Annotated in this window: 12 protein-coding genes; 6 read left to right on the forward strand and 6 right to left on the reverse strand. The window is 54.1% G+C overall.

Annotation, left to right across the window (positions count from 1 at the left end):
• Positions 1 to 13: 13 nt before the first annotated feature.
• The 4 genes from NNO03_RS14675 to NNO03_RS14690 form a co-directional block, all read right to left on the reverse strand.
• Positions 14 to 928 (reverse strand): Rpn family recombination-promoting nuclease/putative transposase, encoded by a 915-nt coding sequence (locus NNO03_RS14675; protein WP_271449846.1) that lies wholly within the window; start codon positions 926 to 928, stop codon positions 14 to 16.
• Positions 929 to 1,089: 161 nt separating this feature from the next.
• Complete coding sequence (gene phrB, locus NNO03_RS14680; RefSeq protein ID WP_271449847.1) at positions 1,090 to 2,508, reverse strand: deoxyribodipyrimidine photo-lyase; 1,419 nt, start codon at positions 2,506 to 2,508, stop codon at positions 1,090 to 1,092.
• An 18-nt stretch (positions 2,509 to 2,526) separates the two neighbouring features.
• Positions 2,527 to 3,081 carry a DUF1722 domain-containing protein gene (locus NNO03_RS14685; RefSeq protein ID WP_271449848.1) on the reverse strand — a complete coding sequence of 185 codons (555 nt, stop codon included), beginning with the start codon at positions 3,079 to 3,081 and terminating at the stop codon, positions 2,527 to 2,529.
• Between the two features lie 97 nt (positions 3,082 to 3,178).
• Positions 3,179 to 3,385 (reverse strand): YbfA family protein, encoded by a 207-nt coding sequence (locus tag NNO03_RS14690; RefSeq protein WP_005122569.1) that lies wholly within the window; start codon positions 3,383 to 3,385, stop codon positions 3,179 to 3,181.
• 308 nt (positions 3,386 to 3,693) lie between these two features.
• On the opposite strand from NNO03_RS14690, the gene kdpF reads away from it, so the two are divergent.
• Genes kdpF through kdpE form a run of 6 tightly spaced genes read left to right on the forward strand, consistent with a single transcriptional unit; the run spans position 3,694 to position 11,475 of the window.
• Positions 3,694 to 3,783 (forward strand): K(+)-transporting ATPase subunit F, encoded by a 90-nt coding sequence (gene kdpF, locus NNO03_RS14695; RefSeq protein ID WP_001670793.1) that lies wholly within the window; start codon positions 3,694 to 3,696, stop codon positions 3,781 to 3,783.
• Positions 3,783 to 5,462 carry a potassium-transporting ATPase subunit KdpA gene (kdpA, locus tag NNO03_RS14700; protein WP_271449849.1) on the forward strand — a complete coding sequence of 560 codons (1,680 nt, stop codon included), beginning with the start codon at positions 3,783 to 3,785 and terminating at the stop codon, positions 5,460 to 5,462. The genes kdpF and kdpA overlap by 1 nt, the downstream gene beginning before the upstream one ends.
• 20 nt (positions 5,463 to 5,482) lie before the next feature.
• Positions 5,483 to 7,531, forward strand: coding sequence for a potassium-transporting ATPase subunit KdpB (kdpB, locus tag NNO03_RS14705; RefSeq protein ID WP_271449850.1), 2,049 nt, complete (start codon positions 5,483 to 5,485; stop codon positions 7,529 to 7,531).
• A gap of 8 nt (positions 7,532 to 7,539) precedes the next feature.
• The gene (gene kdpC / locus NNO03_RS14710) at positions 7,540 to 8,106 is read left to right on the forward strand and encodes a potassium-transporting ATPase subunit KdpC (protein WP_271449851.1); all 567 of its coding nucleotides are present in this window, start codon (positions 7,540 to 7,542) and stop codon (positions 8,104 to 8,106) included.
• Between the two features lie 10 nt (positions 8,107 to 8,116).
• Positions 8,117 to 10,801 (forward strand): two-component system sensor histidine kinase KdpD, encoded by a 2,685-nt coding sequence (gene kdpD, locus NNO03_RS14715; protein WP_271449852.1) that lies wholly within the window; start codon positions 8,117 to 8,119, stop codon positions 10,799 to 10,801.
• Positions 10,798 to 11,475 carry a two-component system response regulator KdpE gene (kdpE, locus tag NNO03_RS14720; protein WP_271449853.1) on the forward strand — a complete coding sequence of 226 codons (678 nt, stop codon included), beginning with the start codon at positions 10,798 to 10,800 and terminating at the stop codon, positions 11,473 to 11,475. The genes kdpD and kdpE overlap by 4 nt, the downstream gene beginning before the upstream one ends.
• Positions 11,476 to 11,571: 96 nt before the next feature.
• On the opposite strand, the gene pgm is transcribed toward kdpE, so the two are convergent.
• Together pgm and seqA are read right to left on the reverse strand one after the other, a co-directional pair.
• The gene (gene pgm, locus NNO03_RS14725; protein ID WP_101742411.1) at positions 11,572 to 13,212 is read right to left on the reverse strand and encodes a phosphoglucomutase (alpha-D-glucose-1,6-bisphosphate-dependent); all 1,641 of its coding nucleotides are present in this window, start codon (positions 13,210 to 13,212) and stop codon (positions 11,572 to 11,574) included.
• A 24-nt stretch (positions 13,213 to 13,236) separates the two neighbouring features.
• The gene (gene seqA, locus NNO03_RS14730; RefSeq protein WP_271449854.1) at positions 13,237 to 13,779 is read right to left on the reverse strand and encodes a replication initiation negative regulator SeqA; all 543 of its coding nucleotides are present in this window, start codon (positions 13,777 to 13,779) and stop codon (positions 13,237 to 13,239) included.
• Positions 13,780 to 13,866: the final 87 nt, after the last annotated feature.

The raw sequence follows: 13,866 nt of genomic DNA on the forward strand, positions 1-13,866 counted from the left end.
ATTTATCCGCAGGTTACGAATTCTTTGCCGCTAAATCCTCTTCAGACAGACCTGTAACCAGTAACACCATTTCGCGATCTATTCCCTGCGCCAGCATAGTTTGCGCTATACGCAAAGCGGCTTCGTGTTTACCTTGTTGTAACCCTTGTTGTAATCCTTCCTGTAATCCATCTAACCTTAACCGTTCTGCAATAGTCATCAGCCTCTCCTTATGTTGGGGGATCCGTTGCGCCATCTCTTGCAAAAACTCATTGAAGCGAGATTCATCACCGGATTGCAGAATGTAATTAAACATCGCCTGGAGTTGCGTGTCATTAGCACATCCAGTAAGGATCAGTGAGGCCAGCTGTTCTACCAACCCTATCAAATCCCGCTGGCGGATATGCTTTTGCATCAGTTCCAACAACGCCATTCGCCTGTGCGCCATGATTTCGTCATCCGGCACCACCGTGATATCCACCAGCGGAAATGTGTTGGCATAAAGTTGCCGGGCCGCCACAGGTTCGGCGAACGCATCCAACCAGCATAGTGAATACGGGTACGGACTTCGACAGCCATGATAAAACAGCATCGGTATTACCAGCGGCAGTTCCTTGTGCCCGGCATCCAGATGGCGCTGCATGGCTGCTATCGCATAACGCAGCAGACGAAAAGCCATATGCGGGTCGGCTGAACTTTGGTGCTCGATTACGACATAGACATAGCCATCGCCGTCGCGTGTGCGCAGCGACCAGAGCACATCGGAGTAGCGGGAACGCAAATCTGCTTCAATAAAGCTCTCGGACTCTAACTTCAGCGTATCCAAATCGCAAAGTGTTCGCAAAGAAGCAGGAAGATGTATGTCGAGGAAATCCCGCGCAGTTTCGGGATGGTATAAAAACGTTTTAAATACCGCATCATGCGGTGTGGAAGTCGTCGGCGTTATCATCGTGTTCCGTCACCTGAAAAGAAGATAACGGAACTTTACTGCCCGGGGAGCACCCCGCACATCCAGCCATTAGCAGACTTGCGCGCCCCCTTCAGCGCTAAATGTGTACGACTGCAACATATTCATTCTGCTGGAAGGCATTACACAGAAATCTTCTACCCTCACGCCTTACGCGCTGCCTCATAGGCAGCCAGCGTGGCTAACCTTGCCTGCTTATGATCGACAATCGGACGAGGATAATGGAGTATCACCTGCATTTTTTCCGCCCACGTCCACGGTTCATGAACGGCTTTTCCCGGTACATCGCGTAATTCCGGTACCCATTGGCGGATAAAATCACCGTCACGGTCGAATTTCTCCCCCTGCGTGGTGGGATTAAAAATACGGAAATACGGCGCAGCATCCGTTCCGGTAGAAGCTGCCCACTGCCAGCCACCATTATTCGCCGCCAGATCACCGTCGATCAGTTGTGACATGAAATACTGCTCACCTTTTCGCCAGTCGATCAGCAGGTCTTTCACCAAAAAACTCGCCGCGATCATGCGTAAACGATTGTGCATCCACCCTGTGTCGTTAAGCTGGCGCATCGCCGCATCCACAATGGGATAGCCCGTATTCCCCGTTTTCCAGGCCTGCAAATGCACCGGATTATTTTGCCATTGCACACGATCGGTCCAGCGAATAAAGGGCTGATGCCGACACAGTGCGGGGTAGTACGTCAGTAAATGGCGGTAAAATTCGCGCCAGATGAGCTCGTTTAACCAAACGCTCCCGGTGCCTCCCTCTAGCGCCTGCGGTTGCTCGACTAACAAACGGTGCAGACACTGGCGCGGTGATAACCCGCCGGTGGCAAGGCTTGCCGACAACCGACTGGTACCTTCATTTGCCGGAAAATCACGTTGTTGCTCGTATTCCGCCGCGCCCTGCTGGCAAAACTGACGTAATTGCGCGATAACCGATTTTTCTTCTACCGGGAAAAGCGCCACATCAAAATCCTGCTGTGGATAGTTGAGCGTAATTGGCGTTGATGGGGAGGAAATTGCGCCGCTTTCGCGGGCTTTTGGTGCCGCAACACACTCTGGGATACTGTCTTTTAACCGCTTCAGCCAGGCATTTTTAAACGGTGTAAAGACTTTATACATCTCATGATTCCCGGTCATTACCGCGCCCGGTGCCAGGATTACGCTATCGTCAAAGCCCTCACACACCACCTGCGGTAATGATTTTTCTACCTGAGCATCGCGCTGGCGTTCGTTGATTTCGTACTGATAGTTATAAAACAGTCGGCTAACGTCATGCTGTGCGCAGACATTTTTGACTATCTCTACGCTGGCTGTGAAATCCTCAACGTCATAAACCAGCAGCGGGATGCCTTTTTCTGCCAGCGCCGTTTGCAGCGCATTCAACTGCTTGCCGACAAACGCCGCCTGACGCGGTGACATATCATGCGCTTTCCACTGTGCGGGCGTGGCAATATATAACGCCAATACCCGTGACGAACGATCCCGACATGCCGCTGCCAGCGCAAGATTGTCATGCAGACGTAAATCTCGCCGAAACCAGACCAGATGAGTGGTCATAAAACTCCCGAATAAAAATTAAGCTTTGCCGTGTAAACGCAGAATCGCAGGCCAGAGTTCAAAGTAACGTTGCCCGGACAACCAGCTGTTCGGGTGTTCCGTCATATAGTGTTGGAGGAGCATCAATGGCGCAAGCAGCGGCTGCATCTCACGTCGATAGTTATCGATTATTGAGGTCAATTCCTGACGTTGATGCAGATTGAGCTGGTTACGAAAATAACCCTGCACATGCATCAGGACATTAGTATGGTTGCGTCGGGTGGCGTGATTAAACAGCAGATGAATCAACCGCAAACGGTACTCCGTATAAAAAGCATCGAGGCTTGCCCATTCGTGGATTGCGGCAACAAAAGGGCCGAGCTCACGATACTCCGGTTGGGAGTGTGCCAGTAACACCAGCTTGTAACGGGTGTGAAAATCAATCAATGCGCCACGTGACAATCCGCTCTGGCGTAGTCGGTGCAATTCATGCAAGGCATAAATACGTACCAGCGTATTCTCGTCAAACAGAAATTTATCGTTCGCTTCTGTGGTCAGACAGGCGCGGATACCAACAGAAATTCTCTTGCTCATCGCCACTCCTTATCCGTTACACAGGTAAGTGTAGACTGCGACGTATAAAAAAACCGCCACATTGCTGTTGGCGGTTTTTTTGAGCCTGAACGGTAACTTAGTAGAAATCGCAGGTGGCTTTTTCAGCCTGCTCCATCCACACCGGCTTATCACTGGTTTTCGACCAGACGCGATGCAGGTAGCTGTAAAAACGGGCACGGTCTTTCCAGAACAGCATGACCGGCAGTGCCAGAACACCAGCCAATACGGCAAAGGTACGGCGCAAGAAAACAATGTGTGCTGGATATTCTTTATAAAAGTCCATAATCCTCTCCCATATATCTGTTCGGTGAATCGCACCGGAAAAATAAACTTGGTTAACTGATGAAAATAATACCGCCTTGTGTGTAATTTTGCTACTCATCCGACCACTTATTTTTATCTATTGATGCTCCGTTTAACCTAAATTCGTAATTAGGTTACATAAAAGTTAAATTAATACTAATCATTAGTTAAATAATGGTCTTTGCCATTTTTATACTTTTTTTACACCCCGCCCGCAGATTTTTGCGAAATCTTTGCAACCAAAAACCTACGCTCTGGTTATCACATTTATGCCACTGGAGGTGCACTGTGAGTGCAGGCGTGATAACCGGCATTGTGCTGGTCTTTTTGTTACTGGGTTATCTGGTGTATGCCTTGATTAATGCGGAGGCGTTCTGATGGCAGCGCAAGGATTTTTACTCATCGCCAGTTTCCTGCTGGTGCTGTTTATTATCGCCAGGCCGCTGGGCTTTGGGCTGGCGCGTCTTATCAACAACACATCCTTACCCGGCCTTGCAGGCGTTGAGCGTGTGCTGTGGCGTGGGCTGGGTATTTCGCAGCAGGAAATGACCTGGCTGCACTATTTGCTGGCGATCCTCGCACTTAATATCCTCGGTCTGCTGATACTGTTTGCGATGTTGATGGCGCAAAACCTGCTGCCGCTCAATCCGCAACAGTTGCCGGGGCTATCGTGGGATCTCGCGCTCAATACCGCTGTTAGTTTTGTGACCAACACCAACTGGCAGTCCTATGCGGGTGAAACCACTTTAAGCTACTTCAGCCAGATGGCCGGCCTGACTGTGCAGAATTTCCTGTCTGCGGCGACAGGTATTGCAGTGATCTTTGCCCTGGCTCGCGCCTTTACGCGCCAAAGTATGAACACGCTGGGGAATGCCTGGGTGGATCTGGTACGCATTACGCTGTGGATATTACTGCCGATTTCTCTACTCATCGCGCTGTTTTTCATCCAGCAAGGTGCGCTGCAAAACCTGCTGCCTTATCAGGCGATCACCACGCTTGAAGGGGCAAAACAACTGTTGCCGATGGGACCTGTCGCCTCACAAGAGGCCATTAAGATGCTCGGTACCAATGGCGGCGGCTTTTTTAATGCCAACTCCTCACATCCGTTTGAAAACCCAACCGCGCTGACCAACATGGTACAGATGCTGGCAATCTTCTTAATTCCCGCGGCGCTGTGTTTCGCCTTCGGCGACGTCGTGGGCGATCGCCGACAGGGACGCACTCTGCTCTGGGCTATGTCGCTTATTTTTGTCGTTTGCGTGGCGGTTGTGATGTGGGCCGAAGTGCAGGGTAACCCGCATCTGATGACGCTTGGCGCAGATAGCAATATCAACATGGAAGGTAAAGAGAGCCGCTTTGGCGTGCTGGTCAGTAGCCTGTTTGCGGTCGTCACGACGGCCGCATCCTGTGGTGCAGTCATTGCTATGCACGACTCCTTCACTGCGCTGGGCGGCATGGTACCGATGTGGTTGATGCAGATTGGCGAAGTGGTGTTCGGCGGTGTGGGGTCAGGGTTGTACGGCATGCTGTTGTTCGTGCTGCTGGCGGTCTTTATTGCCGGACTGATGATTGGCCGCACTCCGGAGTATCTGGGTAAAAAAATCGATGTCCGCGAAATGAAAATGACCGCGCTGGCGATTCTGGTTACTCCTGCGTTGGTGCTGCTTGGGACAGCGATAGCCATGATGAGCGATGCCGGGCGTAGCGCCATGCTCAATCCTGGGCCGCATGGTTTTAGCGAGGTGCTGTACGCAGTCTCGTCTGCCGCCAATAACAACGGTAGCGCTTTTGCCGGATTAAGTGCCAACAGTCCATTCTGGAACAGCCTGCTGGCCGCGTGCATGTTCTTCGGCCGCTTCGGCGTCATTATCCCGGTGATGGCGATTGCCGGTTCACTTGTCGGTAAAAAGAGTCAGCCAGCAAGTCCCGGCACGCTACCTACCCACGGTGCGCTGTTTGTTGGATTGTTGATCGGTACGGTGTTGCTGGTTGGCGCCCTCACCTTTGTTCCTGCGCTGGCGCTTGGCCCGGTAGCAGAATACCTCTCTTTACGTTGAGTGATGCGGAGCACATGACTATGAGTCGCAAGCAACTGGCGCTGTTCGAACCTTCTCTGGTCGCACAAGCGCTAATGGACGCAGTGAAAAAATTAAGTCCACATACTCAGTGGCGTAACCCGGTGATGTTTATCGTCTGGCTGGGCAGTCTGTTGACCACCATGTTAACGATAGCGATGGCGACAGGCCATATGCCAGGTAACCCAGTGTTTACCGGCGCGATAAGCCTCTGGCTGTGGGTGACCGTTCTGTTCGCTAACTTTGCGGAAGCGCTGGCTGAAGGGCGTAGTAAAGCGCAGGCCAACAGCCTGAAAGGGGTCAAAAAAACCGCCTTTGCCCGTAAACTTCGTGAACCCAAATATGGCGCGCAGATGGATCACGTGCCAGCCGAGGAGTTACGCAAAGGAGATATCGTGCTGGTGGAAGCTGGCGATATTATCCCTTGTGACGGCGAAGTTATCGAAGGTGGTGCCTCGGTGGATGAAAGCGCCATTACCGGGGAATCCGCGCCAGTAATCCGTGAATCCGGCGGCGATTTTGCCTCCGTCACTGGCGGGACACGCATTCTCTCGGACTGGCTGGTGATAGAATGTAGCGTCAATCCCGGAGAAACATTTCTCGATCGAATGATTGCCATGGTCGAAGGCGCACAGCGACGTAAAACGCCAAATGAAATCGCGCTGACGATCCTGCTGATTGCCCTGACTATCGTCTTTCTGTTGGCAACCGCCACACTGTGGCCGTTCTCTGCCTGGGGCGGCAGTGCGGTCAGCATCACGGTACTGGTTGCCCTGCTGGTCTGTCTGATCCCCACCACCATCGGTGGGCTGCTCTCCGCGATTGGCGTCGCCGGGATGAGCCGCATGTTGGGTGCGAACGTTATCGCCACCAGCGGACGTGCGGTAGAAGCGGCTGGCGACGTCGATGTACTGCTGTTGGATAAAACCGGCACCATCACGCTGGGTAACCGTCAGGCCTCTGATTTTCTGCCCGCCCAGGGCGTGGACGAAAAAACGCTGGCCGACGCCGCACAGCTTTCATCACTGGCCGACGAAACGCCGGAAGGCCGCAGCATCGTTGTCCTGGCTAAACAGCGCTTTAACCTGCGGATACGTGATGTACAGTCGCTCCATGCCACCTTTGTGCCGTTTACCGCACAAAGCCGGATGAGCGGTATCAACATCGATAACCGAATGATCCGCAAAGGCTCCGTAGATGCTATTCGTCGTCACGTCGAAGCCAACGGCGGCCACTTCCCTGCCGATGTAGAGCAGAAAGTCGAAAACGTTGCTCGCCTTGGCGCGACGCCGCTGGTCGTTGCTGAAGGTTCACGGGTGCTGGGTGTGATAGCCCTGAAAGATATTGTCAAAGGTGGGATTAAAGAACGTTTTGCTCAGCTGCGCAAAATGGGCATCAAAACGGTGATGATCACGGGCGACAACCGCCTGACTGCTGCAGCAATCGCCGCAGAGGCGGGAGTGGATGACTTTTTAGCCGAAGCGACACCGGAAGCCAAGCTGGCACTGATCCGTCAGTATCAGGCGGAAGGTCGATTGGTGGCGATGACGGGTGACGGAACCAACGACGCCCCGGCACTGGCGCAGGCCGATGTCGCGGTCGCGATGAACTCCGGGACCCAGGCCGCGAAGGAAGCGGGCAACATGGTGGATCTCGACTCTAACCCCACCAAGCTGATTGAAGTGGTGCACATTGGTAAACAGATGCTGATGACGCGCGGATCGCTGACCACCTTTAGTATCGCCAACGACGTGGCGAAATATTTCGCCATCATCCCGGCTGCGTTCGCCGCAACTTACCCGCAGCTTAACGCACTGAACGTCATGCGACTGCATTCGCCGGATTCGGCAATCCTGAGCGCCGTCATCTTCAATGCGTTGGTGATTGTCTTCCTGATCCCACTGGCGCTGAAGGGGGTGAGCTACAAGCCGTTATCCGCTTCCGCCATGCTGCGCCGCAATCTGTGGATCTACGGTCTGGGCGGCCTGGTTGTGCCGTTTATTGGTATCAAAGTGATTGATTTACTGCTGACCCTGCTGGGTCTGGTGTGAGGTTTCAGATGAGTGGATTACGTCCTGCATTATCAACATTGCTTTTCCTGATGCTTATCACCGGCGGTGTTTATCCGCTGCTGACCACCGCGCTGGGGCAGTGGTGGTTTCCCCACCAGACTAACGGCTCGCTTCTGCGTGAAGGTCAGATAATTCGCGGCTCTGAACTGATCGGGCAAAATTTTACCGCCGCGGGTTATTTTCATGGACGCCCGTCGGCAACGGCAGAAGTACCCTATAATCCAATGGCTTCGGGTGGCAGCAACCTGGCAGCAAGCAACCCTGAGCTGGATAAGCAGCTACAAAGCCGAATTGCCGCACTGCGTGCTGCTAACCCACAGGCTAGCCCTGTTGTGCCCGTGGAACTGGTCACCGCGTCCGCCAGCGGTCTGGACAATAACCTGACACCCGATGCGGTCGCCTGGCAAATTCCCCGCGTGGCGCAAGCCCGCAACCTCAGCGTTGAAGAGGTTACGCAGTTGGTTGCACACTATACACAAAAGCCGCTGGTCAGTTTCATCGGCCAGCCGGTAGTGAACCTCGTGGAACTTAATTTAGCGCTGGATAAGCACTGAGAAAAAGGACATGCATAGCGAACCCCTACGCCCCAACCCCGATCGCCTGCTGGAGCAGACCACCGCGCCGCACCGGGGGAAACTGAAAATTTTCTTTGGCGCTTGTGCGGGCGTAGGGAAAACCTGGGCCATGCTGGCGGAGGCACAACGGCTACGATCGCAGGGGTTGGATGTGCTGATTGGTGTGGTGGAAACCCACGGGCGCAAGGAGACCGCCGCACTGCTGGACGGTCTCACCGTGCTACCGCTGAAACGTCAGGCACACCGTGGACGGCATATCAGCGAGTTCGATCTTGATGCCGCCCTCGCCCGCCGCCCGGCGCTGATTTTGATGGACGAACTGGCGCACAGCAATGCGCCAGGATCACGCCACCCCCGGCGCTGGCAAGATATTGAAGAACTGCTGGAAGCCGGGATTGATGTTTTTACCACCGTTAACGTTCAGCATCTGGAAAGTCTGAATGATGTGGTCAGCGGCGTCACCGGTATTCAGGTGCGCGAAACCGTTCCTGACCCGTTTTTCGATGCCGCTGACGATGTGGTACTGGTCGATCTCCCCCCCGACGATTTGCGTCAGCGCCTGAACGAAGGCAAGGTCTATATTGCCGGTCAGGCAGAGCGTGCTATCGAGCATTTCTTCCGCAAAGGTAATTTGATAGCGCTGCGTGAACTGGCCCTGCGCCGCACCGCCGATCGGGTAGACGATCAGATGCGTGCCTGGCGGGGACGCCCAGGAGAAGAAAAAGTCTGGCATACCCGCGATGCCATTTTACTGTGTATTGGACACAACACCGGCAGCGAGAAACTGGTGCGAGCCGCTGCACGCCTGGCGGCACGTCTCGGCAGCGTCTGGCATGCGGTCTATGTTGAAACACCGGCACTACACCGGCTACCCGAAAAACAGCGGCGGGCAATCTTAAGCGCGCTGCGACTAGCGCAGGAACTGGGGGCGGAAACCGCCACTCTCTCCGACCCTGCCGAAGACAAAGCCGTTGTCCGTTATGCCCGGGAACACAACCTGGGGAAAATTGTGCTCGGGCGTCCGACAACCCGTCGTTGGTGGCGCAGCGATTCCTTTGCAGACAAGCTGGCTCATCGCGCACCAGACCTCGACCTGATGATTGTCGCACTGGACGATCCCCCTTCTCGTCAGACATTACAAACCACGGATAACCGCACCTTTAAGGATAAATGGCGGGTACAAATCCAGGGTTGCGTGGTCGCGGCTGCATTGTGCGCTGTTACCACATTGATTGCTATGCAGTGGCTGGTTGCATTTGACGCAGCCAACCTGGTGATGCTCTATCTACTGGGCGTGGTGGTGATCGCCCTGTTCTACGGGCGCTGGCCGTCGGTGGTGGCCACGTTTATCAACGTCGCCAGCTTTGATCTCTTCTTTATTGCTCCACGCGGCACGCTTGCCGTATCTGACGTCCAGTACCTGCTGACCTTTGCCGTGATGTTAACGGTCGGTTTGGTTATCGGTAATCTGACCGCGGGGGTGCGTTATCAGGCCAGGGTTGCACGCTATCGTGAGCAACGAACGCGGCACCTGTATGAGATGTCGAAAGCACTGGCTGTAGGGCGCAGCCAGCAGGATATCGCGGCTACCAGCGAACAGTTCATTGCCTCGACGTTTCAGGCCCGTAGCCGGGTGTTATTACCTGACGAAAACGGTAAGTTGGTTCCCCTGACGCATCAGCAGGGTATGACACCTTGGGATGACGCCATTGCCCAGTGGAGTTTTGACAAGGGGCAGATGGCCGGTGCCGGCACCGACACATTACCCGGCGTTCCCTATCAAATTTTACCGTTAAAAAGCGCCGATAAAACCTATGGGCTACTGGTGGTGGAGCCAGGAAACCTGCGTCAGCTGATGATCCCGGAACAGCAACGCCTGCTGGAAACCTTCACCCTACTGGTGGCCAGTGCGCTGGAGCGCCTGACTCTGACGGCCAGTGAAGAGCAGGCCCGCTTTGCCAGCGAGCGAGAAAGTATTCGCAATGCACTGCTTGCCGCCCTGTCCCACGATTTACGCACGCCGCTGACGGTGCTGTTCGGTCAGGCGGAGATATTAACGTTGGATCTGGCAAGTGAAGGTTCACCACACGCTCGCCAGGCCAGCGAGATCCGCCAGCACGTGCTTAACACCACCAGACTGGTCAATAATCTGCTGGATATGGCACGAATCCAGTCTGGCGGCTTTAATCTTAAGAAAGAGTGGCTAACGCTGGAAGAGGTAGTAGGCAGCGCCCTGCAAATGTTGGAGCCCGGGCTGGCAACACCCATTAACCTGTCACTTCCGGAGCCGTTGACGCTGGTACACGTTGATGGGCCACTCTTTGAGCGGGTGCTGATCAATCTGCTGGAAAATGCCGTCAAATATGCAGGTCCGCAGGCGCAAATCGGTATCGACGCCCAGGTCGACGGCGAGCATCTGCTGCTGGATGTTTGGGACAATGGGCCCGGCATTCCTGCCGGCCTGGAACAGCGTATTTTCGACAAGTTTTCCCGTGGAAACAAAGAATCATCGGTACCGGGTGTTGGGCTGGGGCTGGCAATTTGTCAGGCGATTGTCGACGTGCACGGTGGCACGATTTCAGCGCATAATCGTCCGCAGGGAGGGGCGTGTTTCCGTGTTACACTGCCGCAGGAAGCGCCCCCTGAACTTGAAGATTTTCATGAGGATATGTGACAAACGTACTGATTGTTGAAGATGAACAAGCCATTCGTCGCTTTCTGCGCACCGCGCTGGAAGCGGATGGCCTGCGTGTGTATGAAGCGGAAACGCTGCAACGTGGTCTGTTGGAAGCCGCCACACGAAAGCCCGACCTCATCATTCTCGACCTCGGTCTTCCGGACGGTGACGGTATTGATTTTATCCGCGACCTGCGGCAGTGGAGCGCCATCCCGGTGATCGTGCTGTCAGCCCGCAGCGAAGAGAGCGATAAAATCGCCGCGCTGGATGCCGGTGCCGATGACTATCTCAGCAAGCCATTCGGCATTGGCGAGCTACAGGCGCGATTGCGCGTGGCATTGCGTCGCCACGCCAGCGGCGCGTCTCCTGATCCTGTGGTGCAATTTTCTGATGTAAAGGTGGATATTGCCGCGCGTCTGGTTCATCGCGGGGATGAGGAGGTTCATCTGACGCCAATTGAGTTTCGCCTGCTGGCCATACTGCTCAATAATGCCGGAAAAGTGCTGACCCAACGCCAGTTATTGAATCAGGTATGGGGACCGAATGCCGTTGAACACAGCCATTACTTACGTATCTATATGGGTCATCTGCGCCAGAAACTGGAGCTGGATCCGGCTCGCCCACGCCATTTTCTTACCGAAACCGGGATTGGCTACCGGTTTATGCCGTGAATCTAAGCCGAATAAAAAAAGCCGGATCAGCACAAAGCTATCCGGCTTTTTAATTTATGCCGGATGACGACGCTAGCGTCTTATCCGGCCTACTGTTTACGCGTTTTTCAGCACTTCGCTGACGATTTCAACCGCTTCTTTTTCGATCTGCTTGCGGTGTTCTTCACCGAGGAAGCTCTCGCAGTAGATCTTGTAAGCGTCTTCGGTGCCTGACGGACGTGCGGCAAACCAACCGTTGTCAGTCATCACTTTCAGGCCGCCAATCGAGGCGCCGTTACCCGGTGCTGCCGTCAGACGCGCTGTGATCGGGTCGCCCGCCAGCGTGCTGGCGCTCACCATTTCCGGAGAGAGCTTAGACAACGCCGCTTTCTGCGCGGAGGTGGCTCCAGCCTGAATTCGGTTATAGCTCGGTGCACCAAAGCGCGCCGCCAGTTCGTTGTAATGCTCTTGCGGGTTCTTGCCTGTCACAGCCGTAATTTCCGCTGCCAGCAGACACATGATGATGCCATCTTTGTCAGTCGACCACGGTGTACCGTCGAAACGCAGGAAAGATGCCCCCGCACTTTCTTCGCCGCCGAAACCAAAGCTACCGTCGAACAGACCGTCAACAAACCATTTGAAACCCACCGGCACTTCGACCAGTTTACGTCCCAGGTCGTTCACCACACGATCGATCATCGCGGAGGACACCAGTGTTTTACCCACAGCGACATCTTTGCCCCATTGTGGGCGATGCTGGAACAGGTAGTTGATCGCGACCGCCAGATAGTGGTTCGGATTCATCAGTCCAGCCGGCGTTACGATACCGTGACGGTCATAGTCCGGGTCATTGGCAAACGCCAAATCGAACTTGTCACGCAGCGCCAGCAGACCAGCCATCGCGCACTCGGAGGAGCAGTCCATACGAATGGCACCGTCTTTATCAAGATGCATAAAGCGGAAAGTCTGGTCGACCTGATCGTTAACGAGAGTCAGATTCAGGTTGTAGTGCTGAGCGATACGTTTCCAGTATTCGATACCGGAACCACCCAGTGGATCAACGCCCAGCGTCAGACCCGCTTTCTGGATTGCCGCCATATCGACGATATCTGCCAGCCCTTCCACGAAGGGTTGAACCAGGTCTTGCTCTTTAACATGACCGGACGCCAGTGCGGCATCCAGCGGGATACGCTTCACGCCTTTCAGACCATCAGCCAACAGTGCATTAGCCCTGTCCTCTACGACTTTGGTGACGTTGGTATCTGCCGGGCCACCGTTTGGCGGATTGTATTTAATGCCGCCGTCTTCTGGTGGGTTATGGGACGGCGTGATCACAATACCGTCAGCCAGCGGACCGCCTTTTTTATTGTGGACCAGGATAGCATTAGACACGGCAGGTGTTGGCGTAAAGCCGTTGTTTTCCTGCACGATGACATCAACACCGTTCGCCGCCAGCACTTCCAGTACAGAGATAAATGCCGGTTCAGACAACGCGTGGGTATCCTTGCCCACATAGCACGGGCCAGTAATCCCGTTTTTCGCACGTTCTTCGGCAATCGCCTGAGCGATAGCCAGAATATGCGGCTCATTAAAACTATGACGACCCGCACTACCGCGATGCCCGGATGTACCGAACTTCACCGCGTGCTCCGCATTCCCTGCCGTCGGTTTTAGTACATAGTATTGCGCCGTTAACTGGGCGACATTAATCAAATCACTCTGTTGTGCAGGTTGACCTGCACGGTTGTGGATTGCCATTGCCTGGTCCTTCTAATGCAAGGATTAAATTGTTCCGCAAACCTTTTCAATCAACTCCGCGGGGAATTGCATTGACTGCATGATATGTTCAACCATGCTGCATTTACGGCCGGTATTCGTGTTGGTGATCACCCAATATGGCGTGCCTGGCACGTGTTTCGGTTTGGTTTGATTACCATTTTTCAGCAACGTCTGTTCATCCGCTGCGAAATAAACGCGCGTGCGGCCATGCAACGATTCTGTTGCTTGTGCAAACGCATGTTGATCCAGTGAGTAAAGTGTAGACAGCACCAGCATAAAGCGATTCACTGCTTTTTTCTGTTCCGCATATTCATCGGAAAGCAGCAGTTCACGCATAGCGCGCACTTTGTCTTTCGCGGGGTTGACCGGCTTGGCTTCCACGACAGGTTGCACGGCGCGGATTTCTTTTACTACCGGAGTGACAGGCTGTGATGCGGCGGAAAACTTCAACATACGCCGTAAAATGTCGGATGCGCTCTCGCCAATATGCTTGGTGTGGCTGGCAATATAGCTATAGAGTTCATCATCAACTTCAATCGTTTTCATCTTAATCCAGTGCAATGTTTGGCTGAATACAAGTTGTCAGGACTTTACACGCTGTAGTGTAAAGGCAAATCCTAACAGCGGATAGCG

Source organism: Citrobacter sp. Igbk 16 (assembly GCF_028069755.1).
Taxonomy (GTDB): Bacteria; Pseudomonadota; Gammaproteobacteria; order Enterobacterales; family Enterobacteriaceae; genus Citrobacter.